19 protein-coding genes are annotated in these 22,610 nt (G+C 59.3%); 14 read left to right on the plus strand and 5 right to left on the minus strand.

Translation table 11 applies throughout. The features are described 5' to 3' along the window. Positions 1-19: 19 nt before the first annotated feature. A complete protein-coding gene (locus ACILSL_RS10360; RefSeq protein ID WP_395731946.1) occupies positions 20-1,045 on the plus strand; it encodes a methyltransferase in 1,026 nt (341 codons plus the stop codon). Here ACILSL_RS10360 and ACILSL_RS10365 read toward each other — a convergent pair. Beyond that, the gene (locus tag ACILSL_RS10365; protein ID WP_395731947.1) at positions 1,042-1,323 is read right to left on the minus strand and encodes a putative quinol monooxygenase; all 282 of its coding nucleotides are present in this window, start codon (positions 1,321-1,323) and stop codon (positions 1,042-1,044) included. The genes ACILSL_RS10360 and ACILSL_RS10365 overlap by 4 nt on opposite strands. Positions 1,324-1,400: 77 nt before the next feature. On the opposite strand from ACILSL_RS10365, the gene ACILSL_RS10370 reads away from it, so the two are divergent. The 3 genes from ACILSL_RS10370 to ACILSL_RS10380 are packed head-to-tail and all read left to right on the plus strand — an operon-like array spanning position 1,401 to position 4,020. Then, positions 1,401-2,507 (plus strand): leucine-rich repeat domain-containing protein, encoded by a 1,107-nt coding sequence (locus ACILSL_RS10370; protein WP_395731948.1) that lies wholly within the window; start codon positions 1,401-1,403, stop codon positions 2,505-2,507. Positions 2,508-2,563: 56 nt separating this feature from the next. Beyond that, positions 2,564-3,514, plus strand: a complete 951-nt coding sequence (locus ACILSL_RS10375) for a prolyl oligopeptidase family serine peptidase (RefSeq protein ID WP_395731949.1) — start codon at positions 2,564-2,566, stop codon at positions 3,512-3,514. Positions 3,515-3,534: 20 nt separating this feature from the next. Then, positions 3,535-4,020, plus strand: coding sequence for a Fur family transcriptional regulator (locus tag ACILSL_RS10380; protein WP_395731950.1), 486 nt, complete (start codon positions 3,535-3,537; stop codon positions 4,018-4,020). Between the two features lie 93 nt (positions 4,021-4,113). Here the strand turns inward: ACILSL_RS10380 and ACILSL_RS10385 are convergent, their stop codons facing one another. Next, entirely contained in the window at positions 4,114-5,694 is a 1,581-nt protein-coding gene (locus ACILSL_RS10385; RefSeq protein ID WP_395731951.1) for a hypothetical protein, read from the minus strand. Between the two features lie 297 nt (positions 5,695-5,991). On the opposite strand from ACILSL_RS10385, the gene ACILSL_RS10390 reads away from it, so the two are divergent. From ACILSL_RS10390 to ACILSL_RS10400, 3 genes are all read left to right on the plus strand, one after another. Continuing rightward, positions 5,992-6,549, plus strand: a complete 558-nt coding sequence (locus ACILSL_RS10390; protein WP_395731952.1) for a TPM domain-containing protein — start codon at positions 5,992-5,994, stop codon at positions 6,547-6,549. Further along, positions 6,530-7,714: a hypothetical protein gene (locus ACILSL_RS10395; protein WP_395731953.1), complete on the plus strand. Its 1,185-nt coding sequence runs from the start codon at positions 6,530-6,532 to the stop codon at positions 7,712-7,714. Before ACILSL_RS10390 ends, ACILSL_RS10395 begins: the two co-directional genes overlap by 20 nt. A gap of 793 nt (positions 7,715-8,507) precedes the next feature. Beyond that, positions 8,508-9,941, plus strand: a complete 1,434-nt coding sequence (locus ACILSL_RS10400; protein WP_395731954.1) for a hypothetical protein — start codon at positions 8,508-8,510, stop codon at positions 9,939-9,941. Between the two features lie 25 nt (positions 9,942-9,966). On the opposite strand, the gene ACILSL_RS10405 is transcribed toward ACILSL_RS10400, so the two are convergent. Continuing rightward, positions 9,967-11,325: a DUF1552 domain-containing protein gene (locus ACILSL_RS10405; protein ID WP_395731955.1), complete on the minus strand. Its 1,359-nt coding sequence runs from the start codon at positions 11,323-11,325 to the stop codon at positions 9,967-9,969. A gap of 140 nt (positions 11,326-11,465) precedes the next feature. Between ACILSL_RS10405 and ACILSL_RS10410 the strand changes: the two genes are divergently transcribed. From ACILSL_RS10410 to ACILSL_RS10420, 3 genes are all read left to right on the plus strand, one after another. Continuing rightward, positions 11,466-11,933, plus strand: a complete 468-nt coding sequence (locus ACILSL_RS10410; protein ID WP_395731956.1) for a plastocyanin/azurin family copper-binding protein — start codon at positions 11,466-11,468, stop codon at positions 11,931-11,933. 25 nt (positions 11,934-11,958) lie between these two features. Then, a complete protein-coding gene (locus ACILSL_RS10415) occupies positions 11,959-12,486 on the plus strand; it encodes a hypothetical protein (RefSeq protein WP_395731957.1) in 528 nt (175 codons plus the stop codon). 188 nt (positions 12,487-12,674) lie between these two features. Then, entirely contained in the window at positions 12,675-14,204 is a 1,530-nt protein-coding gene (locus tag ACILSL_RS10420) for an ammonium transporter (RefSeq protein ID WP_395731958.1), read from the plus strand. A gap of 72 nt (positions 14,205-14,276) precedes the next feature. Here the strand turns inward: ACILSL_RS10420 and ACILSL_RS10425 are convergent, their stop codons facing one another. Beyond that, positions 14,277-15,647 carry a lysostaphin resistance A-like protein gene (locus tag ACILSL_RS10425; RefSeq protein ID WP_395731959.1) on the minus strand — a complete coding sequence of 457 codons (1,371 nt, stop codon included), beginning with the start codon at positions 15,645-15,647 and terminating at the stop codon, positions 14,277-14,279. An 81-nt stretch (positions 15,648-15,728) separates the two neighbouring features. Between ACILSL_RS10425 and ACILSL_RS10430 the strand changes: the two genes are divergently transcribed. The 4 genes from ACILSL_RS10430 (at position 15,729) to ppk1 (ending at position 21,808) form a co-directional block, all read left to right on the plus strand. Further along, the gene (locus tag ACILSL_RS10430; RefSeq protein WP_395731960.1) at positions 15,729-16,979 is read left to right on the plus strand and encodes an acetylxylan esterase; all 1,251 of its coding nucleotides are present in this window, start codon (positions 15,729-15,731) and stop codon (positions 16,977-16,979) included. Between the two features lie 73 nt (positions 16,980-17,052). After that, positions 17,053-18,090 (plus strand): ROK family protein, encoded by a 1,038-nt coding sequence (locus ACILSL_RS10435; RefSeq protein ID WP_395731961.1) that lies wholly within the window; start codon positions 17,053-17,055, stop codon positions 18,088-18,090. A gap of 33 nt (positions 18,091-18,123) precedes the next feature. Beyond that, positions 18,124-19,680, plus strand: a complete 1,557-nt coding sequence (locus tag ACILSL_RS10440; protein WP_395731962.1) for a hypothetical protein — start codon at positions 18,124-18,126, stop codon at positions 19,678-19,680. After that, on the plus strand, positions 19,655-21,808 hold the full coding sequence (gene ppk1 / locus ACILSL_RS10445) for a polyphosphate kinase 1 (protein ID WP_395731963.1): 2,154 nt from the start codon (positions 19,655-19,657) through the stop codon (positions 21,806-21,808). The genes ACILSL_RS10440 and ppk1 overlap by 26 nt, the downstream gene beginning before the upstream one ends. Here ppk1 and ACILSL_RS10450 read toward each other — a convergent pair whose 3' ends face one another. Further along, positions 21,809-22,534 (minus strand): MIP/aquaporin family protein, encoded by a 726-nt coding sequence (locus ACILSL_RS10450; protein ID WP_395731964.1) that lies wholly within the window; start codon positions 22,532-22,534, stop codon positions 21,809-21,811. Positions 22,535-22,610: the final 76 nt, after the last annotated feature.

Consider the following 22,610-nt stretch of genomic DNA (forward strand, 5'->3'; position numbering starts at 1 on the left):
GGGCGAACTCATCCAAGCCATGAATCTGACCCCTGATCACATCCTGCACACCGGTCTCGCCTTCTGGAGCTCCAAGACGCTGCTCAGCGCAGTGGAAATGGAAATCTTCACCGAACTCGCGAAGCACCCGGGTGACCTCACCACGCTGCAAGGACGGCTCGGACTGCATCCACGTGGCGCACGAGACTTTCTCGATGCACTGGTGGCCCTGGGCTTCATCCAGCGTGGAGATGATGGCATCTACCGCAACACACCCGAGACCGAGCTGTTTTTGGACAAGTCCAAGCCCTCCTACATCGGCGGCATCTTGGAAATGGCCAACCATCGTCTCTACCCATACTGGGGCAGCCTGACGACAGCGGTGCGCACCGGAGAAGCACAAAACGAATCCAAAGGCGGGCATGACCCTTTCACCGCCCTCTATGCCGATCCGGCCAAGCTGCGCGAATTCCTGCGCGCCATGTCAGGTGTGAGCCGTGGTGCCAACATGGCTATCGCGCAGAAGTTTCCATGGGGTGAGTATCGGAGCTGTGCGGACATCGGCACCGCGCAGGGAGATCTGGTGACGCAGATCACTCTCGCACAGCCGCATCTGCAAGGCATCGGTTTTGACCTGCCCGAAGTGGGGCCCATCTTCGAAGAGTACATCGCCTCAAACGAACTGGGTGCCCGGGTGCGCTTTGCAGGCGGCAGCTTCTTCACCGATGAACTGCCCAAAGCAGACGTGCTTCTCTTTGGCCACATCCTGCATGACTGGGATCTGGCAACGAAGCGCATGCTGCTCCAAAAGGCCTACGCCGCACTGCCCACGGGCGGTGCCGTGGTGGTGTATGACTCGATCATCGATGATGCGCGCAAGGAGAATGCCTTTGGCTTGCTCATGAGCCTGAACATGCTCATCGAAACCCCCGGCGGCTTTGACTACACCGGAGCAGACTGCATCGGCTGGATGCAGGAGGCCGGCTTCACCCACTGCCGCGTGGAGCACCTGGTGGGCCCGGATTCGATGGTGATTGGCATCAAGCAGGCCGGGCCGACATTCTAATAGACCGGCCCTTTCACCGCCCAGCGCTTGAGCACGAAACCCGGGCCCTTCGCACGCCACTTCGCCACATGTGGGGTGGTGTAATGCAGATCAAAGGCAGCCTGATCCACGTAGCTTTCGCTGAGGGCGAAAAGATTGGACTGCTCATTGTCCCGGCTGACTTCAAAACGAAGGCAGCCCGGCTCCAAACGCGAAGCGGCGGCGTTTTCGAGGATGACAGCGAGGAACTCATCGATCTTCAGCGGATCGATCTCGAGGATGACAATAACGTTGACCATGAATGCAAGAGAGAGGCGATTTTTGCTGAACATGCAACCTGCGTTCTACGTATCATGGCCTTAACATCTCCCCAGCCATGAAACTTCGACTCGTCCTCCCCGCGCTGTTCGCCCTCAGTCTTCACGCTCAAGACACCAAGCCAGCACCGGCACCACCGGCGACTGCTCCCAAGGCAGAGACGAAGCCTGCTCCCGCAGTTCCCGCCAAGGTGGAGCCAAAGCCTGTGGCAGCCACTCCCCCTGCCAAGCCCGAAACCAAACCTGTGGCGGCCCCTGCGAAACCTGCACCAGCCCCGGTTGCAACCACTCCTGCCCCCGCCAAGCCAGCCACACCTCCAGCCAAACCCGCAGCTCCTCCAGCAAAGCCCGCAGCTCCTCCAGCCACACCTGCTCCCGCCGCTGCCAAGCCACCGGCACCCAAGCCCGTGGCCATTTTCCCTGACAAGGCGCTCGAAGCCGCCGTGAGAAAGCAGGTGTTCGCGAAGCGCGACAATCAGGAAGTGATCACTGCGGAAGATGTGGCGACAGTCTCCATCATTGAAGGCAAGAAGGCGGGCATCAAGGACCTGACCGGCCTGGAAAAATGCAAATCCCTGGCCTCCCTGACACTGCCGGAAAACCAGATCACCAATCTCGCGCCGATCAAAGGTCTGGAGCGCCTGCAGTTCCTCGATGTCTCCAACAATCAGATCAGCGACATCACGCCGCTGGCCGCGTGCAAGGCGCTGCAATACATCGAGCTCACCGGCAACAAGGTGACGGACGTCTCCGCGCTCGGCGGCATCCAATCCCTGACTTCCCTCTACCTCGCGAACAACCAGATCAAAGACGCCACGTCCTTGTTCAAGCTGCCCAAGGTGTGGACGCTGTATCTCGAAGGCAATCAGGTGAACAACATCGCCGGCATCGGCGGCATGAAGTGGCTTTCCATGCTCTCCCTCAAAGGCAATGGCGTGAAGGACATCTCGCCGCTGGAGCCCCTGACGGAGCTGCAGTTTCTCTTTCTCGAAAACAACCAGATCACCGACCTCACCCCTCTGCACCGCATGTGGAAAAAGGACAACGACGGCCCACGTGAATGGGCGCCGTACTGCCAGATTTTCATCGACGGGAACGCCATCGACGATGCTTCCAAAAAGCTCGTCGATGAGATGAAGAAGGCCGGAGCGCGCATCACGCCCTGAGGTGCCCCCAAAGCAAAGTGCTTGCCGTCACGGATGCGTGCGGCTTAGCATGCTGCATGAACGTGTTCCTGCGCTCCATTGCCCTCAGTTTGCTGCTCACCGGAGCGCAGGCTGCAGATCCGCCGCGCCAGTGGACTTCCAGCGACGGCAAATCGAAGTTCATGGGCAATCTCGTCGAGTTCTCCGACAAGGAGGTCAAAATCCGCCGTAGCACCGACTTCAACCAGTACCGCCTCGCGCTGGACAAGCTCTCCAAGGAAGATCAGGACTACATCCGCAGCCTGCTGCGCGAGAAGCGCCGAGATGCAGGCCTGAAGCAGGGAGCCTACGCAGAAAAAGTCACCGGGCAGTTTGTGAAAGGCGTGTCCAAGCAGGGCCTGAACTACCAGCTATGGGGGAGCCCCATGCTGGACGGCACCAAACGCTACCCCCTTGTCATCTGGCTGCATGGCTCCGGCCAGAGCGGCAGCGACAACGAATCGCAGCTCGGAGGCGCACCGAAAATCTGGACCCATGATGAGAACTTGGCCAAGCAGCCCTGCTTTCTCCTGGCCCCACAATGCCCGTCTGCCGACATCGGCTGGAAAAACCAGGTGGCGGACAACCTGCTCGCCCTCATCGCCGATCTCACGGAGCACCTCCCCATTGACGCAGACCGTCTCTATCTCACGGGGTCTTCCATGGGCGGCTTCGGCACCTTCAGCATCGCGGCCAAGTATCCAGGAGTCTTTGCCGCCTGCGTCCCGCTCTGCGGCGGTGGCGATGTCAAAAACGCGGAAATTTTGAAACCCATCCCCTTCTGGGTCTTCCATGGCGACAAAGATGACATGGTGCCGGTCGAGCGTTCACGCGCCATTGTAGCCGCCGTGAAGCAGGCGGGTGGCGAACGGATGAAATACACCGAACTCGAAGGAGCCGGCCACGGCATCACCGGCATCGTATATCCACGTTCTGATCTGCATGAATGGTTGTTTCAGCAGAAAAAGCAGGCCATGTCAGCCCCCTAAATCCGCCTACCCCGAAAGCGATGCTCCACCACCACCATTCAGCCACCTGCCAGCATCATGATGCAGAATCTGCACGCGAACTGGCGGTCACGATGATGGAGCGCGCACGTGAAGCCGGACTGAGGCGCACCAAGGCCCTGGAGAACGTCCTTTCGATCCTCGTCCACTCCCACCAGCCACTGTCTCTGGCGGACATTGCCGAGTCCCCCGATCTCACCAGCGGCGCAGACAAGGCGACGGTTTACCGCGTGCTGGTCAAGCTGGAGGAACTCGGGCTCATCCGGCGGCTGGGCCTGCATGACCGCAGCGCTTATTACACCCTGCTACAGCCCGGTCATCACGACGACTACCTCATCTGCACCCAATGCGGCCGCATCCAGCGGCTGGACATCGCGTGCCCGGTGGAAGCCTTGGAAAAGCAGATCGAAAAAGAATCCGGCTTCCAGAAGCTCTACCATGAGCTGGAATTCTACGGCCTGTGCCCGAAGTGCGTGGCAGGAAGCTGAGGGATCTCAAGGCAGCTTTATTAGGCAGCTCCGAAGCATAAAAAATCCCGCACCGGCATCACCAGTGCGGGATCGTGATGAATCACGCCTTAATTAGGGCGAAGTGGCTGCTGTCGAAATCGTGTTGGTCACGTTGGCGTTCGTTGAGCCGTTGCCACTAGGTGATGGAGAACTGCCGCCAGCGAGGTTGCCATCGCCGCTGGTACCTGTGGTGCTCGTCTGGCTGTTATTCCCGCCCGATCCAGTGTTGGTATTATTAGTGGTGGTGGTGTTCCCGCTGGAATCAGTCGTGGACTGGCTCACTGTCGTTGTCGTGTTACCGTTGGTATCCTTGCTTTCGGTGATGGTCGTGGTTGTGGTATTTCCGGAGGAGTCCGTGGTCGTGGACGTGCTGGTAGTCACCACTGTACCATTGGATTGAGTTGTCACCGTTACCGTTGAACTGCCCGTGGTCGTGGTCGTGCTGGTGGGCGTCGCACCAGGCGCAGAAGGATCCACTCCTGGCGCATACGTCGCGGTCGTGATCGTGGTCGTGTCACTGCTCTTGGCGGTGCCCTGAGCCACCATCTGGCCGGCAGTTTCAGGAGTGATGTCGCTTGTGGAAGCACCTGCACCATGGGCATCGCCAACGGTCACAGTCACCACCGTTTTGGAGCCATCAGCATTGGTGATGGTGATCGTGTTGGTCGTGACGATGTTCATGACATTGCCTTCAGCGGAGCCAGTGCACTGGAAATCCGGCGGATTGAACTCAGGCTCCCAGCGCAGTGCCAGGTAGCGTGTCTTGACTGCCTTGGCAGGCTTGGCCTTCAGCGTTCCGGTGCCGCGGGTGTCCTCAGCCACAGCCACGGGTGCAATGTTGCCAAAATCGCTTGGGTCAAAGGCCATGCGACCGCGCCAGTCTTCTTTTTCCGGCAGATTGTCGAAGGCAAACACTTCGAAGCGCACCGGGCGTGGCGAGTGAACAGAGGCGAATTCATTCAGAATGCGCAACTGGCCGAAGTCATAGATGATGGTACGATACTTTTCATCAGACTCAGGGAAGGCGAACTTGTTGTAGGTGATGGCAGTGTCGAGACCGTTGGCAGGTCTCGGAGCTGCGTAAACGACGCGAGCCCCACCCAGGCCATTGATCAAATCCATCGGTTTGCCCCCCTTGCCATCAGCAGACTGTTTGACAGCGTACCCCTTGTCAGTCGCAGCACCAAAAAACTGAAGGTTTCGGATCATCCCACCTTTGGAGAGAGCCAGTTCGAGTTTGACATACTTGGCCTGCATCCCGGCAAATTTAAACTCCACCGTACGATCAGCTGCGGAAAAGACCTTCTCTTCGAGAACCGCCCAGCCATTTTTGTCAGCGCTGGCCGAGAGCGTTGCCCGCCCTTCAATGCCGTCATTCACAAACGAAGAGGATGAAATCAACACCGGCTTGCCGAGGTTGATGAGCAGAAAGCTTTTCCCGGCGGAAACTGTGGATGACGCAGTGATGTCACTGGAAAGAATGGAATCCACACGACCAATGCCAGACGAGCTGTCGAGCGATGCATTGCTTCCAGGACCACTGATCGTGTTAACCGGCTTTTCCTTGATGATCGGAATTCGTGACCATTTGGCATGGATGGAACCGGCAGTCAGCAGACTGCCGAGAATGACAATGGTAGAGGCGAGCTTCATGATCAGTGATGGAAAATTGAGCGTTGAATTCGGAGTTTGAAAGCCAGAGGAAATCAGCGTTCGTTTTTAAATTGTTGAGTCAACTTACAGTTACACCACAAAGGCCACACAGTGTAAACATTTTTTCTGTGTCATGAGTGACGAAATAGGACTTGATTAATTGTATATTCCATATATTCTATAACAATGAAATGTCCACGCTGCCAAGCTAGCGTCCGCTCAGAGCAGAGCACCTGCACTGCCTGCGGATTTTCTGCGACATTGCTGCATAGTTACCTTGGAAATCAATGGGTTAGGTTGGAACGAATCACCGATGCGGCCCACTGCCTGCGGCTCGAAGACAGTCGGCGCATCGAGATCATTCTGGACGATTTTGAACGCAGCTTCCCCCAGGCCTTTTTTGCCGTCTACTTAGGCACCCTGCCCAATAACCTAAGCGTCGCAGAACTGGGCTTCTGGCTGCTCAATCAAGGGGCCTTCAACACCCACTCTGTCAGCCGCCGCAATGATTTTGGAATGGTGCTGGTCGTGGACCCCTCTGCGCGAACCGCCTGCATCACGTTGGGATATGCCATAGAAAAGTGTTTCAGCCCAAAGATCATCCACCGCATGATGCAAACCGTCGGCAGCCACCTGAGCAAAGGCGCTTTCAGCACGGCTATTGCGACCTCCTGCATTCGCGCCGGGGAGGTTTTGCGAAAACACGCCCGTCCAATGCAATGGCAGCCAGAGGCGGCGGGCATGGCAGACTCCGCGTCTGATATCGGCCTGCAGCCTTTGCGGGGAGGGCACCGGTCTATCACACGGCCGCTGGCTGAATTACCCGCCCCAAGACATGATCAAGCCAATTCATGACTCCATGGCAACTGCAGCTCCCAGCGCCAAATATCTTCCCCTAGTGCTGCTGATACCGCTGCTCTGCTTCGGAAGAGCGTCCGCTGATGATGATCAGCCTGAGGAAAAAGCCGAAGAACATACGTTGCCGCTGCCGCGGTGGAGCGCGCAGGAGCTTAAGAGATTTCGTGCCAGTATCCCTGATGGCAACAGTCCGGGAGTGCTGCCCCCCAAAAGTGGCGAGTCCGCCTCTGACATCAACGAACTCATCAATACTCCCTTGCCGAGCAGCCCCCGGTTGGACCATTTTTTCAACACCGGCGACAGCGAACTCTCCCCCCGCCTGCAGACCGAAGATATGCGGCTCTTTCTTCCCGAAGCCATCCTTGGACTGCCAACACAAGGCCCGGCCAGCACGGTGCAACTGCCTACACCGATCGCTTCCCTCAAAGCGGTTTCCCAGGAATTTCTCGCCGCATGCGCTCAAAGCCTTCCCAAAGAGTATTTCATTGATCCAGAACAGATTGCGCCTGAAATTCAGAATCATGACATGATGCGTCTTCTTGGATTCCATGCCCAGGATGCACGCATCAAGTTGTATGTTTTGGTGATCGGACATGATCAGAAGCTCCCTGAAGGCGCTGAACTGGAGAAATTCGCCTCCGGCAGCCTGCTGCAATCAGAGGCCTGCCTGGTGGTCTACCCCTTGGGAGAACCTTGGCGGACACGTTTGTTTGTGAGCAGGTCCATCCACAACCAGATCTCCACGGAATTTCTCAGCGAAACGATTCAGGCATGCCTGAACGAATCCCTTCAAACCAGCAATGTTCACGATCAGTTGCGTCGCTACACCATCCACCTTTCGACACGGCTGTTCTGGTTGCAAAAAGCTCTGGCTCCTGATCCTGCTGACAAGACTCCCAAAGACCAGGCCTTGGCTGAATTCAGCTCTGAGTTGAAGAATCCTTCGCCCTCACCAAGCACCCAGAGCCGCCACCCCCTCCTGTTATGGATGTCAGGCAGCCTGCTGCTCCTCGGCATCATCGGCATCGGCTGCCGTCAATTTTTACATCGCCTGCAGTTGAGACGGCAACGATGCGTCTGGATGCTGGCCGAACCTGAAACGCCCCCTCGACTAGGCGGTGCCTTTACGGGCGGGGGTGGAGGCATGATACGATACGTCTGATTTTCGAGAACACTTAGGCATCAATACCCCCGACACTTTTCGAACTTCAATTTGTCAAAGCCAATCCTTGAATGATAATTAATGAAATTGACCATAATGACTTAATCTGATGAACCCGGACACGATCCAGTTCCAATGTGGCTTCTGCCACACGATCTTGACGGTACCTGCTCACATGGCAGGCGTCACGGGTCCGTGCCCGAGTTGCGGGCAAACAGTCACTTCGCCCACGGCTGCACCTGCAGAGGCTCCCGTGCCTCATTGGACTCCCGCACCTGTGGCGGCGCAGCCCCATGCCCCCGCCCCCTCCTGGCCTCCAGCACCGCAATCCTCCATGATGGGAGAGATGCCAGGGACTGGCGTGCCAGTTTCCAATCTTCAGTCGGGGCTGAATCTCAACATGGGACTGCCTCCGAAGCGTGCTCCGGGACAGCCGCCCCTCAGCACTACACTGAATGTTCCTGCCGGACAGACACCTTGGTCTTCGCCTCAGGCATCACCAGCAGCCACGCCGAATTTAACTTCGCTCGATGTGCCTGCCGGGCTCTCGGGAACTGGACTGCCCAATCAGTCACGCTTCATTCCTGGTGCGCCAGCTCTGCCAAACATGTCACCGCTGGGAGGCGCTGGCGGAATGCCTGGAATGCTCAGCAACCTGCAAGGCTCGTCACTGCTCGGCAGAGATGTACCTCCCGCACCTTTAACTCCACTTACCCAACAGCTCCATCCAACAGCCCCCCCCTCACTCAGTCTGGGCAGCCCCCTCGGACATGACGCTGCTTCCGCAGCACACATGGCACCCATTCCATCGGGAAGGAATGTTGCCAGCCTCAGGGTGTCACGCGGGACCAATTTCATCAGGCTCGCATTCGCTGCCATCTTTCTCCTCGGATTTCTCGGCCTCGTCGGCTTCCTCTTGAAAGACTACTTCCCCGACCTGATCCCCAGTCTTATCGGGCATGATGTGGCTGAAGAAACTTCCAAGGAAGAACCCGGCATCCCGGCAAAGCTGAACCCCAGTCCTGATCTTGGCACACCGTCCAAGCTTGCCAATAACGCGACAACGGAGAAACCTGCCCCGCTTCCGTCCTCATCCTCCGGAGCCCAGGCCAAGTCGGGATCAATCACCGTCGGCTTTGATCCTCAAGAACCAACGCTCTCAAAGGTGGCACCAGTTGCTGCTGAGGAGCGGACCGCCACGGCTGTTGCCCCCATCCCCCCCTCGGCCACGGGTGCCACACCGATGGCTGCCAAACCAGTGCCTCCGGCCCCAGCTGGTACGCTTCTTGAAGTGCCTGCCAAACCAGCCATGAATGCGGAGTCTCCAGGTCCCCCGGCCTCCGCGCCTTCCAGCCTGGCACAATCTCACACCATTGAGGAAGAGGATGTCCCGGCTGCAGCCCAGCCAGCAGTGGATGCACTCAAAAAATTCCTCCACTCAAAATCCCTCGAAGAGCGCCTGAAATACACGCTCGGTGCCGACATGATGAAACCCCATATGGAGCGCTACTACGCGCATGCGCCGGATGGCCCCATTTCAGTGGACCGCATTCAATTCGTCCGCATGGACCCCAACCCCGAACTGGGTTCCGGCAAACACTGCATCTTGAGTCTGGAAAACAAAACTTGGGAGTTTTCAGTTCCAGTGATGCTGGAAGAGAAGGAAGACGGCTTCAAAGTGGACTGGGTCGCCTTTGTGGAATTCAAGGACCGCATGCTGGAAAAATTCTTCCAGACCTACATGCCCGGCAAGGCCTGCTTTCACGTCGGCATCATCCGCCATCATTTCTTCGAAGACGGCGTGCCCAACGTGGATCGTAAGGATGCCTTCCGGGTCAGTCCCGCCCCGCCCAATTCATTCCAGGCATCCGTATTCCTGGACAAAGATTCGGCTCTCGCTCAGGAACTGCGCATCCGCATGCCGTGGGAAACCCACGTGTGGGCCGTGGTGGAGCTTGAATGGAAAAAACTTGGCTCACAGCAGTGGGTTGAACTCAGCGCCGTCCCACAGATGCACTGGTATTCTCTGCCAATGGTGCCCAAAGCCAGTGCTGCACCGCCGAAAACCGCCGAGGCGGACGAACTGCCTCCGGGCATTTCTAAAAATGGCAGCCGTGGCAAATCCATCACTCAACCGGCCAACAACATGCCACCTCCAGGCATTCGCAAGTCCACGCCCGGCCTGCCCGACACGATCAAGCGGCCGCTCATTCCCGGCGGACGCTGAAGCGAAAAAGAACGCAGGCCTTGGCTTAGCTGACTTCCAGCCTGCCCGTGCTGTCTCCCACCTTCTCTGCAGGCACGCCGAGGCGGTCCAGCAGTGAGAGGTAAAGGTTCGTCATCGGCGTCTCGCCCGGCAGAAGCATGCGCTTGCCCGGTGTCAGAGTGCCACCGGCACGCCCTGCCAGCAGGATCGGCAGATTGTCGTGGTTATGACGGTTGCCATCTCCAATGCCACCGCCAAAAACGATCATCGAATTGTCCAGCAGCGTGCTGTCCCCTTCCTTCACCGATTTCATCTTGTCGAGGAAGTAGCCGAACTGACGCAGATAGAACTGGTCGATCTTGGCAATCTTCGCCAGTTTCTGCGGATCGCTCTGATGATGCGACAGGGAATGATGTGCGTCCGGCACGCCCAGTTCAGGGAAGCTGCGGTTGCTGCCATCGTGCGCCAGCATGAAGGTCGAAAGGCGGGTCGTGTCAGTCTGGAAGGCGAGCACCATCAGGTCAAACATGGTGCGGATGTGCTCCTCGTAGGAATCAGGGATGCCCTCAGGGATTTTCACATCAGGCATCTGCGCGGAAAACTTCTCCGCACGCTCGATGCGCAGTTCAATATCGCGCACGGATGAAAAGTATTCGTCCAGCTTGCGGCGGTCTCCCGCATTCACCTTGCCCTGCAGGCTTTTGGCTTCATCGAGAACGGTGTCGAGGATGCTTTTCTGCATCCGCTTGGCACGCGCCGCTTCCGGCCCTTTGCCCGCTGTGGCACCGAGGCCAAACATGCGCTCAAACACCAGACGTGGGTCCATTTCAGGCGCCATCGGCATGGTCTCGTTCTTCCATGCCAGGTTAAACTGGTAGGCGCAGGAGTAGCCGGAATCACACTTGCCCGAGCTGCGCTGCCCATCGGTGCTCAGCTCCAGTGAAGGGAGCCGCGTAAGATGTCCGATCTTTTGCGCCGCGATCTGATCCACCGAGATGCCGACATGGATGTCAGCACCCGCCGTTTTCTTCGGCATGCAGCCGGTGAGGAATGTGGCCGTCGCACGCGCATGGTCACCACCGCCATTGCCATGGCTGCGGGCGAAATCCTGCATCAGACCTGAGACCACCATGAAATCATTGCGATGCTGCTCGATGTGCTTCAGCGAAGGCGAAAGCTGATAATTCACCCCTTCTCCCGTGGGCATCCATTGCTCCACATTCACCCCGTTGGGAATGTACATCCATGCGGCACGAATGGGCTTGGCTGGCGCTTTGGTCGCAGCAAACGCACGCGCACCGAATGATTCCAGCAGCGGCAGTGAAATCATCGAACCCAGCCCCCGCAAAACTTGGCGGCGGCTGAGAGAATGGGCGGCGAGGGAGGTTTCGCGAAACTCGTTCATATACATTGTGATTACGCCGGAGACGGGAAGAAACTTTCGTGCCAGAGAGTAGCATACCTTGCTCAACTGCCACGAAAGTAGTTGAAATTCCGCCTAGCCGCGGCCCGATTAAGCTTTCCCCGTCACCCCCAACAAAAAACATGAAACATACCCGCCTCCTGCTCCTTTCCATCGCCACCTTCGCACTCTCCGGCTTTGCCCAGGATGCCAGCGTCGCCACCATCGAACTCAAGCCGGACGCCAAAAATCCGCTGGGCTATGACAAGACCGAACTCAGCGTCACCGCAGGGCAGAAGGTGAAGCTCACGCTCAACAACACCGGCAGCATCGCCCCGCAGCCGCACAATTTCCTTTTGCTCAAGCCCGGCAAGCTTGACGCCGTCGGCGCCCTGGCAAACGCCATGCTGGCCGATCCCCAGGGCATGGCCAAGAGCTACATCCCGGATGCAGCCAAGCCTGACATTGTGGTCAACACCAAGCTCGTCATGCCCAACCAGAGCGAAACCATCGAGTTCACCGCACCAGCAGAAGCCGGTGATTATCCCTACATGTGCACTTTCCCCGGCCACTGGCTCCTGATGCGCGGTGTTATGCACGTCACCAAGTAATCCAGACTCCCCTCCTACCACCGCCATGAAATCCCTCCTCATCCCCACGCTCATCGCCTTGATCTCGCTCACTTCCGTCGTTCGTGGCGAGGAGGGCAAGCTCGAAGTCAACGGCCTCACCTTCAAGTTCGCCACCCCTTGGGCGGAAATCCAAAGCACCGGCATGTTCCGCGCCGGAACGCTGTCTGCCAAAGTGGAAGGTGCCGAGAAGCCCGTGGAAGCCGTGTTTTACAGCTTCCCTGGCCCCGGCGGTGGTGGTGATACTGAGGCCAACGTCAAACGCTGGCTGGGGCAGTTTCAAGGCACCCCTGAGTCCAAGCGTGAAGAGCTTGCTGCTGGAGACAAAAAGATCACTCTGGTGACTGCCACCGGCACCTACAATGACGGCCCACCCATGGGCGCCAAAACGCCGCGTGAGAACTACAGCCTCATCGCCGCCATTGTTCCCTCCGGAGAGTCGAACATCTTCGTGAAACTCACGGGGCCCAAGGATGCCATCGCCAAGCTGGCGGGTGACTTCAAAAAAATCGTCCTCAGTCCTTTCGCCAAGTAAGCAGAGCTTGAAATAACTGGTTCGTTTTCAAAAGCGGGTGGTCCTCCACCCGCTTTTTTGTGCCCATCTGCTGGAGTCGATGCAGGACTGCGCGGTTGTTTTTGACGCAAGGGGTTCAAAAAACAAAAGCGAAGTTGGCACGCGCCATGCTTGAGCTTGGATCGGAGCTAAATTCCACCCACTGACTTATGCTGAAACTCAACCACACTCGAATCTGGCGCAGCATGGCAATTGCTGCGGTAGTTGCCCTCACCACCCTCGCAATCAACCCCGGCGATGCCCGAGGTCAGACTGCTGCACCGGCACCCGCTGCCGCACCGGCTGCCCCTCCTGCGGCAGCTCCCGCCCCGGCCCCAGCAGCTGCTGCCGAGCCGGTCGCCGCAACCATGGAGCAACGTATTTTCGACTTGGAAAAATACGTGACCAATGGTCAGGCCGGCAAAGATGGTGACACCGTGTGGAAATCCAACATCGCAGGCCCCGGCCCAGGTCACAACGCCTGGCAGATGATCAGCACTGCGCTCGTTATCTTCATGACCCTCCCCGGTCTCGCTTTGTTCTACGGCGGCCTCGTCCGCAAGAAGAACGTCCTCTCCGTCATCGCCCAGTGCATGGGCATCGCCGGTCTGGTCACCATCCTGTGGTGGGCATGTGGGTACAGCCTCTCCTTCGGTGTGAATGCCACGAGCCCCTACATTGGTGATTTGAGCAATGCGATGCTCGAAGGCGTCTCGCCCTACACGTCCGGTTTCGGCTACTACTGGATCTCCGACGCCATGTGGGCCATGTTCCAGCTCAGCTTCGCCATCATCACTCCTGCTCTGATCATTGGTGCCATCGCCGAGCGCATGAAGTTCATCGCCGTGCTGGTCTTCGTCACCCTCTGGATGTTCGCCGTCTATTTCCCCTTCGCCCACATGGTCTGGAGCACAACGGGCCTGATGTGCGGCCCTCTCAATCCTAACGCTGGCATCAAGGCAATCGACTTCGCCGGCGGCACCGTCGTTCACATGACCTCCGGCTGGAGCGCCTTGGTTCTCTGCCTCATTCTTGGCAAGCGCAAAGGTTACGGCAAGGAACCCATGGCACCTCACAGCATGGTGCTCTGCGCGATCGGCACTGGCATGCTCTGGGTGGGCTGGTACGGCTTCAATGCAGGTTCCGCTCTCGGTGCTGACGGCATCGCCGCCAATGCCTTCATGACCACCACGCTCGCTGCAGCCACCGCCGGTTTCGTCTGGGCTGTCACGGAATGGATCCTCAAAGGCAAGCCTTCCGTCCTCGGCTTCTGCTCCGGCATCGTTGCTGGTCTGGTGGTCATCACTCCTGCTGCAGGGTTCGTCACCGCCAATTCGGCCATGATCATGGGTGTCGCTGCCGGCATCGTTCCATTCCTTGCCGTGGCTTACCTGAAGAACCTCCTCGGCTATGACGATGCCCTCGACACCTTTGGTGTTCACGGCGTCGGCGGCACGATGGGCGCTATCCTCACTGGTGTCTTTGCTGATGAGAAGGCCAACTCCATCGTTGCCGGCCTCAAGGAAGGCCTGCTCATGAACCAGCTCAAGGCGGTCGCCCTCACCATTGGCTGGAGCGTCGCCGCCACCCTGGTCATCACCATCATCGTGAAGATCGTCGTCGGCCTTCGCCCTGAGCCTGAAGTGGAAAGCATCGGTCTCGACCTCGCCGAACACGGTGAAGCAGGCTACGAGCATTAAGCACAGCAGGACAAGTTCCTTGTTAACCCAAACCGGGCTGAGCAATCAGCCCGGTTTTTTTATGCCCGCTTCTCACCACAGCAGCAGCATCGCCACACACATGAGCCCGTTGTTCAGCGCGTGTGCCGTCATCGGGGCGATCAGGCTCTGCCGCCACAGGCGCAGAAAAGAAAACGAGCAGGCCAGCACCATGATCGCCGGCACCCCCGCCCAGCTCTGCGGATGAATCACAGCAAACACAAACGCTCCCACCAGCATGCCCGCCAGCCAGCGCAGCCAAGCGGACAGTCCGGGAAACAGCAGGCCACGGAACATGATTTCTTCCGAAATCGGTGCCCAGACCACCGCCAGCAGCATCGCGCCAAGTTTTGCCCAGCCGTTGCCTGCAAAAATCTCCACAATCGGATGGGATGGAAACTCGCCCGTGAGCCTCATGATCCATGACGCCGCGATCATCCCCACCACCAGCAGCGGCAGTGAAGCCAGCCAGCCCAGCACTCCCGCCCCCATCTCCCTCCACAGTCCCTGTCCACGGTGCAGCCCCAGCGCCTCACGCCAATGCGAACGTGGCAGGCCACGCCACAGCGGCCATGTCATGCCGATGAACAGAGCCATCAGGGCCGGACCGTAGGCAGCCCAACCGGGCAGTGGCACGGACAGCAGACGCAGCAGCCAGGGTGGAAACAAAAACAACACCAGAAATATCGCAAATCCCTCCAGCAGCACACCGCCCTCCACACGGCTGCGCGGCACCAGGGTCAGGCAGATCTTCCCGCTGCGCCAGCGTGTGAGGCCCAAGATCAACACCCCCAGCCCACCTACCGCCACGCACATTCCCAGCAGGCTGAAGCCAATCAAAGCCACCGCCGTTTGCATGCCTTGCTGGGCCACGGTCCGCCTGGCCTCATCATTCCCTGCCTGCGCACGGGCCAGTTCTGCGATCCAGCCATGCCGCCTCCTGAATTTTGTCCAGGCCTCGTCCTGCACCTCACCGTTCATCGCTTTCATGCGCTCCAGCGTCACCACATCCGCCTGCAGATCCGCCTCCTTCGCCGCCAGCGCGTCAAACTTCGCCTTCGCAGGCCAGACATGGGTCACGCCGCCTTCCACGATCAACACTCGCAGCTCGTCTGCCTTTCCACGGGAAACCTTCACCACATTCTGCATCAGCTTCTCGTCAAAGTGTGACTGCCATTCGCCCAGGGCATTGTCACCTCCCATCAGTCCCTGCACACCCACGACGTAACGCGCCATCAGCTCCAGCATGCGGTTTGGGTGTACCTCGGCTCCGCCACCCGCCCTGTGCTCAGACTGCTTTCGCACCACAAACACCACGCAGGCGACGATCACGCACACGGCCAGCAGCGCCCCCGGCCGCGAAAAACGCGGGGACATCACAGGCTTCAATGCAGGCAGCGGCGGTGGTACTGGGGAGTCACTCATAATGGCTGCCGATCAAACATCGCCTGATCAGCAAAGGCACGAACAATTCGACTCTCCCGCCTCGTTCTGTCTTCTCCAACCATGCGCACCACCCTCTTTCTCCTGCTCACCGCCTCCGCCCTGGCTCAGACCCCGCGCCCCGGGGTGAACTACGACGAGGCCAAAGTCGGCACTGATCCGCTGCCCGATTTGAAGCTCACAACTGCCGATGACTGGACTCAGAAGCGCCGGCCCGAGATTCTCAAACTCTTCGAAGATCACGTCTATGGCAAAACACCCGCCGACATCGGCACGCCCAAATTCGAAGTCACTGCGACGAAAACAGACGCCCTGGGCGGTCTGGCCACACGAAAATTCATCCACATCTCGCTGCCCGGCCGCCCCGCATGGCCCGGCATGGATGTGATGCTCTACACTCCCAATGCCACCAAGGCAGCGCCATGTTTCGTCGGCCTCAGCTTCGGCGGCAATCATGCCGTCAGCACCGAAACCGACGTGCCGCTCAACACCCGCTGGATGCGTGAGAGCAAGGAGAAGCACATCGTCGATCATCGCGCCACCGAAGCCACCCGCGGCACCGAAAGCAGCCGCTGGCCGCTCGAAATGATCCTCAAGCGCGGCTTCGCTGTCGCCACCGCCTACTACGGCGACATCGAACCCGACCACGCCGAAGGCTGGAAGGAAGGCCTCCGTGCTGCCGTCAGCAAAGATGGGGCGAACACCATCTGGAAAGACGGTGAATGGGGTGCCATCGGCGCATGGTCATGGGGGCTCAGCCGCATCGCCGACTACCTGCAAACAGATCCGCAGATCGATGGCAAACACCTCGCAGTCATCGGCCACTCACGTCTGGGCAAAACCTCCCTCTGGGCTGGTGTGCAGGACACCCGCTTCGGCATCGTCATCTCCAATGATTCGGGTGAAGGCGGTGCAGCCCTCATGCGACGCGACTTCGGCGAAACCACCGCCATCATTACCAAGGCCTTCCCTCACTGGTTCACACCGAATTACAAAAACTACGCCGGAAACGCCGCCGCCTGCCCCGTGGACATGCACATGCTCATCGCCCTTGCCGCCCCACGCCCCATCTACATCGCCAGCGCCGCCGAAGATCACTGGGCCGATCAGAAAGGCGAGTTCCTCTCCGGCAAATTCGCCAGCCCGGTTTACGCCCTTTTCGGCAAACAGGGCGTCGGCGTGGAAGCACAACCCGCCATCGACGCCCCCGTCGGCGATTTCATCGGCTACCACAACCGTACCGGCAAACACGACGTCACGGATTTCGACTGGACGCAGTACCTGAACTTTGCCGCGAGGCATTGGTCCAAGTAAGAAGGCTCACGTTCACATTGTCACTTGCTGCATCCGAAAGCCCGTGTGTCTTTGGGGCTGTCTTTCCCACGCCATGCCAGCCAAAAAAGCGAAAACCAAATCCGCGCCCAAGAAGCCGTCTCAGAAGCCATCCAAAAAGCTCCGCAATGTCCCCTTCTGGATCGGCTTTGATCTCGGTGGCACGAAGATGCTGGCCTCCGTGCTTGATGCCAACTACACAGTGCTCGGTTCCGCGCGCAAATCGACCAACGGCTCTGACGGTGCAGCCAAAGGCCGCAACAAAATCGTCAAAGCCATCCACGAGGCGATCGCAGAGGCAGGCGTGGATCCCAAGGGCCTGCAGGGCATCGGCATCGGCTGCCCCGGCCTGGTAAATCCGGACAAAGGCATCCTCATTTTCGCGCCGAACCTGGGCTGGACCAACATGGCGCTGCGCAAGCTGCTGCAAACCCAGTTCAAATGCCCCGTCGCGGTGCTGAATGACGTCGATGCAGGAACCTATGGCGAGTACGTGCTCGGCGCCGGCAAAGGCGCGCGTTCGCTGCTTGGCGTGTTTCCCGGCACGGGCGTCGGAGCGGGATTTGTCTACAACGGCCAGCTGGTCATGGGGCGCGCCATCTCCGCCATGGAGCTGGGGAATGTGCTGCTGCCCGGCACCCACATCGGCAGTCCGGTGTTTGGCACGGTGACACTCGAAGACCTCACCAGCCGTCTCGCGCTGGCATCGCAGGCAGGGCTGGCCTGCTATCGTGGCCAGCTTCCCGATCTCGATAAAAAGACTGAGGGCTCACTGCGCAACATCCGCAGCAAAGCTCTCGCCAATGCCTTCCGCAGCGGCGAAAACGCGGCCATGATCATGTTCCGCAACTCCATCCGCTACCTGGGCATGGGCGTGGCCACCGTCGTCAACCTGCTGGCCCCCGACCGCATCACGCTCGGTGGCGGTCTGGTCGAAGAATTGCCGGAACTCTACATGAACCTGCTCAAGGAAGAAGTCGAGCACTACGCCATCCCGGAACTTGCCCGCGGGATTAGATACTCGCTCGCCAAACTGGGCGGCCAGGCCGTGGCCGCCGGTGCGGTGGCATGGATGCGGAGTACTGGAAAATAACCACTGAAGAATGCCTCATCACGTATCCATTCCATGAGAGACGCGACTCCACCTGTCACGCTCAATCCGCCGCCGGAACATGCCGTTATTTATGTGGGTGCGGCTTCAGTTTCGCTCGTCATCGGCCGGAAGGATGACAAGGGCCAGTTCATCAGCATCGAAAGCCTGGACCGGCCGCTGCCCGTCGCGCGTGATATTTTTCGCGCCCGCAGCATCTCGCGTAACACGGTCGATCAGGCAGCCGCCATCCTCCGCGATTATCTTCAGACGATGCGCGAGTATGGCATCCCGTCCTCGCAGTTGCGGCTCTTCACCTCCAACATTCTCGCGGAGGCCGTCAATCACGAGATTTTCCTAAACCGTCTGCAGGTTCACAGCGGGGTGGCCCCAAGCCTCATCGATGACGGCAACATGACGCGCCTCGTTTATCAGATCGCCCAGCGCATGCTGCTGAAGAATCCGCTGCTCGCCAAGGGAAACACCTTTGTCACCCACATCGGCCCCGGGAACACCCGTGCGATCTATTTCCAGCAGGGCCGCCTCGCCGCCTACAGCAACTACCGCCTCGGCATTTTCCGCGCACGCGAAGCCATCGCCACACCGGATGATGAGGCGCGCCAGCAGATGGTGCATCTGGAAGAGCACATCCGTGGTGTCGTGGATCACCTCGCGCAGGATTATTCCGACGTGAAAATCGACCACCACGTTGCCATCGGCGCAGAGATTCAAAGCGTTGCCCCACGGCTTGGCAAGGCGCGCCACGGCGCCCACCGAGTGCTGGAGGATGATCTCGCGCGACTCACCGACAAACTGGCACGGCTGAATCCCGATGAACTCGTGCGTGAACTCCATGTGCACTACACCGGCGGTGAAGGCATCATCCCGGCGCTGCAGACCAATCTCGCGCTCGCCCGTCGTTTTGGCGATGATTCCCTCTGGGTGCCTGAAGGTGACTTCCAGCTCGACCTCATGCTGGATCTGATGACCTCCGGCTCGCGCACCGCAATTTTCCAGGAGGAGGTCATGCAGGCCGCCTGTGAAATCGGCCTGCGTTACAAGACGGATCGCAAGCACGCCGACCACGTCGCCAATTTCTCCCGCCAGCTCTTCCGCGAGCTGCAGCATCTCCACGGGCTGGACGCCAAATACGAGCTCGTGCTCCGCATCGCCGCCACGCTGCATGAGGTCGGCATGTTCATCAGCCCGCGAGAGCATCACAAGCACAGCCTCTACATCCTCATGCATACCGAGATCTTTGGTCTCAGTTCGCATGACCGAGTGATGGTCGCCCTGCTCGCCCGCTATCATCGCCGCTACAATCCAGAGCCGAATCACGCGCACTTCTCCGACCTCTCTCGTGAAGAGCGCATGATCGTGCTCAAGCTCGCCGCGCTGCTGCGCCTCGCAGACGCCCTGGACCGCAGCCATGCGCAGCGCATCAAATCCATCCAGCTCCGCCCCGAAGGCACCCGGCTCAACGTGCTCACCCAGGGAGCGGATGACACCACAGTTGAACAGATCGCCATTGATATGAAATGCGACCTCTTCCGCGAAATCTACGGTTATGACATCATCCTCGCCAAATCCTGACTCATCAACCGCACCGCCACCGCTGCGCCTGACCGAGGATCACTTCATCAACCGCGAGCTGAGCTGGCTGGCCTTCAATTCCCGTGTCCTGGATGAGGTGGCGCGCGCTGATCTGCCCGTGCTCGAACGTGTCAAGTTTCTCGCCATCACCGCGTCGAACCTTGATGAATTCTTCATGGTTCGCATCGGTGCCCTGCAGTTTCTGCGTGAGCAGGGCCTGCGCGTGCGCGACAACGCCGGCCTCACCCCCACCCAGCAATGGGAGCAGGTGCACCAGCAGGCCGCCGCCTTTGTGGCGCGGCAGTATGACATTCTTCAGCAGCAGCTTGTGCCCATGATGAAGGAGAAGGGAATCCGGCGTCTCCAGAACACCGATCTCACCCCCGCGCAGCGCACAGTGCTGCACGAATACTTTGACGAGCACATCTTCCCGGTGCTCTCGCCGGTGGTGGTGGATGACACCAGCGCACGTGCGGCCATACCGGCGCTGAACATCATCCTGCTCTGCACCGTGGCCGGCGGCGACAATGGTCATACGGAAAAGCGTCATGTGCTGCTGCCTCTGCCTGCCAATCTGCCACGTCATGTCCTGGTGCCTGATCCTGAAGGTGGCCAGTACCTCTACGTGAACCTCGAAGACGTTGTCGCTCTGTTCATCGGTGAGTTTTTCCCTGCGGAGAAAGTCTCCGCTCCCGCACGCTTCCGCGTCAGCCGCAACACGGACATTTCCGTCGATGACGAGGGTGCCTTCGACCTCGCCAGCGAGATGGAGGAAGTGCTCGAAAAACGCCTGAAGAGCCCCGCCATCCGCATCGAAATCGAGACCGGCGCCTCGCGCGAGCACACCCGCATCATCCGCGATCTCTGCGGCGCACGCACCGCGCAGATTTATGACATCCCCGGCGAGCTCGATCTGCGCGCCTACTTTCAGATCGCCGGCATCTCAGGTTTCGAGGAGCTCAAGGTGGAACCTTGGGACAGTCTCCCCAGCACCGCCATCACACCTGGTGAAAGCATCTTTGATGCGATCAAACGCGGGGACATCCTGCTGCATCATCCCTATGAGAGCTTTGAGCCCGTCCTCGCTCTGGTGGAAGAAGCCGCGGCTGATCCAAACGTCATCGCGATCAAACAGATCCTCTACCGCACCGCCAAGAACAGCCGCATCATCTCCGCGCTCATCCGTGCCGCTCAGGCAGGCAAGCACGTCACCGTGCTGGTGGAGCTGAAAGCGCGCTTTGATGAAGCCCGCAATCTTGAACGTGCCACCGACCTCATCAATGCAGGCGCGCAGATCATCTACGGCGTCGCCGGTTTGAAAACGCATGCGAAGGTCTGCCTCGTCATGCGCCGCGAATCCGGCCACATGACGCGCTACATGCACTTCGGCACCGGCAACTACAACGAGGCCACCTCCAAGCTCTACACCGACATCAGCCTGCTCACCTGCCGTGCTGATTTTGGCGCTGACGCCTCCGCGTTTTTCAACACCGTCACCGGTCGCTCACGATTCGTGCATTTCAGCAAGCTCAGCATGGCCCCCTATGGCCTGCGCGAGCGCCTGGTCTCCATGATCCGCAGTGAAACCGAACGCGCCCGCCAGGGCGAAGCCGCCGAGATCATGCTGAAGATGAATGCGCTCGAAGACCGCCAGATGATCACGGCACTTTATGAAGCCTCCCAGGCAGGCGTGAAAATCCGGCTCAACGTGCGCGGCATCTGCTGCCTGCGCCCCGGCCTCAAGGGCATCAGTGAGAACATCAGCGTTGTCAGCATCATCGACCGCTATTTGGAACACGCCCGCATCTTCTGGTTCCGTCAGGGCGGCAAGCCCGCTGTCTTCATCGCCAGTGCGGACTTCATGAACCGCAACCTTTCCAAGCGCGTCGAACTCCTCACTCCCGTTGAAGACCGCGAGGCGCGCAAACGCCTGCAGCACATTCTCGAGGTTCACTTCGCCGACACCGCCCGTGGCCGCATCCTCAAGGCCGATGGCACCTGGCAATTACATCAAGTCACCGCCGCCAAAGCACGCCGCTCCCAGGAGCAGTTTGCCCGCGAAATGGCCAAGCGTGCACGGCAGTCGAATGAATCACCCGACGTGCTCGTTCCGCACACGCCGAAGTGATCACCACAGCGCCTTGTAAACCAGCGCCCCGGCAATCCCGCCAATAATCGGTCCCACAACTGGAATCCAAGCATAGCTCCAGTCGGAGCTGCCCTTGCCAGGAATTGGCAGGATGAAATGCGCGAGGCGTGGGCCGAGGTCACGTGCAGGATTGATGGCGTAGCCGGTGGGGCCACCGAGAGACAGACCGATCGCCCCCACCAGCAGGCCGACCAGCGCAGGCGCGAGGCCTTTGTCGAAGCCTGAATTGGGCACCAGATTGGCAGGAGACAGGATCGCCAGCACACCGAGCACCAGCATGGCGGTGCCGATGGCCTCGCAGATCAGATTGCCCGCCGTGTGGCGGATCGCCGGGCCGGTGCTGAAGACTGCCAGCTTGTCACCTGTGGATTCCGTCACCGGCCAGTGCGGCAGGTAGGCCAGCCAGACGAGAATGCCGCCGAGAAATGCACCCACCATCTGCGCAGCGATGTAGCCCGGAACCAGCGCCCACTCGAATTTGCCGATCGTCGCCAGACCGATGGTTACCGCTGGGTTCAAATGCGCGCCGCTGACGGCGGCCACGCAATAAACCGCGACGGCCACGGCAAAGCCCCAGCCCGCAGTGATGACAATCCAGCCCGCATTGTTGCCCTTTGTCTGCTTCAGCACCACATTTGCGACGACACCGTCGCCCAGGAGTACCAGGATCATCGTACCGAGGAGTTCTGCAAGATTGGCGGACATGGTGGTGCGGAATTGGTTGAATTTCCGCGCAGGCTATCGGGCCGGCCCAAAAAGAGCAAGCATGGAGATGCAGCCC

This window comes from Prosthecobacter sp., from assembly GCF_044222345.1.
In the GTDB taxonomy this organism is placed as follows: domain Bacteria; phylum Verrucomicrobiota; class Verrucomicrobiia; order Verrucomicrobiales; family Verrucomicrobiaceae; genus Prosthecobacter.

Coding starts and splice junctions, on each gene's coding strand:
- ACILSL_RS10360 (WP_395731946.1), top strand. CDS start 20: ATGAATCTGACCCCTGATCACATCCTGCACACCGGTCTCGCCTTCTGG.
- ACILSL_RS10365 (WP_395731947.1), bottom strand. CDS start 1,323: ATGGTCAACGTTATTGTCATCCTCGAGATCGATCCGCTGAAGATCGAT.
- ACILSL_RS10370 (WP_395731948.1), top strand. CDS start 1,401: ATGAAACTTCGACTCGTCCTCCCCGCGCTGTTCGCCCTCAGTCTTCAC.
- ACILSL_RS10375 (WP_395731949.1), top strand. CDS start 2,564: ATGAACGTGTTCCTGCGCTCCATTGCCCTCAGTTTGCTGCTCACCGGA.
- ACILSL_RS10380 (WP_395731950.1), top strand. CDS start 3,535: ATGCTCCACCACCACCATTCAGCCACCTGCCAGCATCATGATGCAGAA.
- ACILSL_RS10385 (WP_395731951.1), bottom strand. CDS start 5,694: ATGAAGCTCGCCTCTACCATTGTCATTCTCGGCAGTCTGCTGACTGCC.
- ACILSL_RS10395 (WP_395731953.1), top strand. CDS start 6,530: ATGATCAAGCCAATTCATGACTCCATGGCAACTGCAGCTCCCAGCGCC.
- ACILSL_RS10400 (WP_395731954.1), top strand. CDS start 8,508: ATGGCACCCATTCCATCGGGAAGGAATGTTGCCAGCCTCAGGGTGTCA.
- ACILSL_RS10405 (WP_395731955.1), bottom strand. CDS start 11,325: ATGAACGAGTTTCGCGAAACCTCCCTCGCCGCCCATTCTCTCAGCCGC.
- ACILSL_RS10410 (WP_395731956.1), top strand. CDS start 11,466: ATGAAACATACCCGCCTCCTGCTCCTTTCCATCGCCACCTTCGCACTC.
- ACILSL_RS10415 (WP_395731957.1), top strand. CDS start 11,959: ATGAAATCCCTCCTCATCCCCACGCTCATCGCCTTGATCTCGCTCACT.
- ACILSL_RS10420 (WP_395731958.1), top strand. CDS start 12,675: ATGCTGAAACTCAACCACACTCGAATCTGGCGCAGCATGGCAATTGCT.
- ACILSL_RS10425 (WP_395731959.1), bottom strand. CDS start 15,647: ATGAGTGACTCCCCAGTACCACCGCCGCTGCCTGCATTGAAGCCTGTG.
- ACILSL_RS10430 (WP_395731960.1), top strand. CDS start 15,729: ATGCGCACCACCCTCTTTCTCCTGCTCACCGCCTCCGCCCTGGCTCAG.
- ACILSL_RS10435 (WP_395731961.1), top strand. CDS start 17,053: ATGCCAGCCAAAAAAGCGAAAACCAAATCCGCGCCCAAGAAGCCGTCT.
- ACILSL_RS10440 (WP_395731962.1), top strand. CDS start 18,124: ATGAGAGACGCGACTCCACCTGTCACGCTCAATCCGCCGCCGGAACAT.
- ppk1 (WP_395731963.1), top strand. CDS start 19,655: ATGACATCATCCTCGCCAAATCCTGACTCATCAACCGCACCGCCACCG.
- ACILSL_RS10450 (WP_395731964.1), bottom strand. CDS start 22,534: ATGTCCGCCAATCTTGCAGAACTCCTCGGTACGATGATCCTGGTACTC.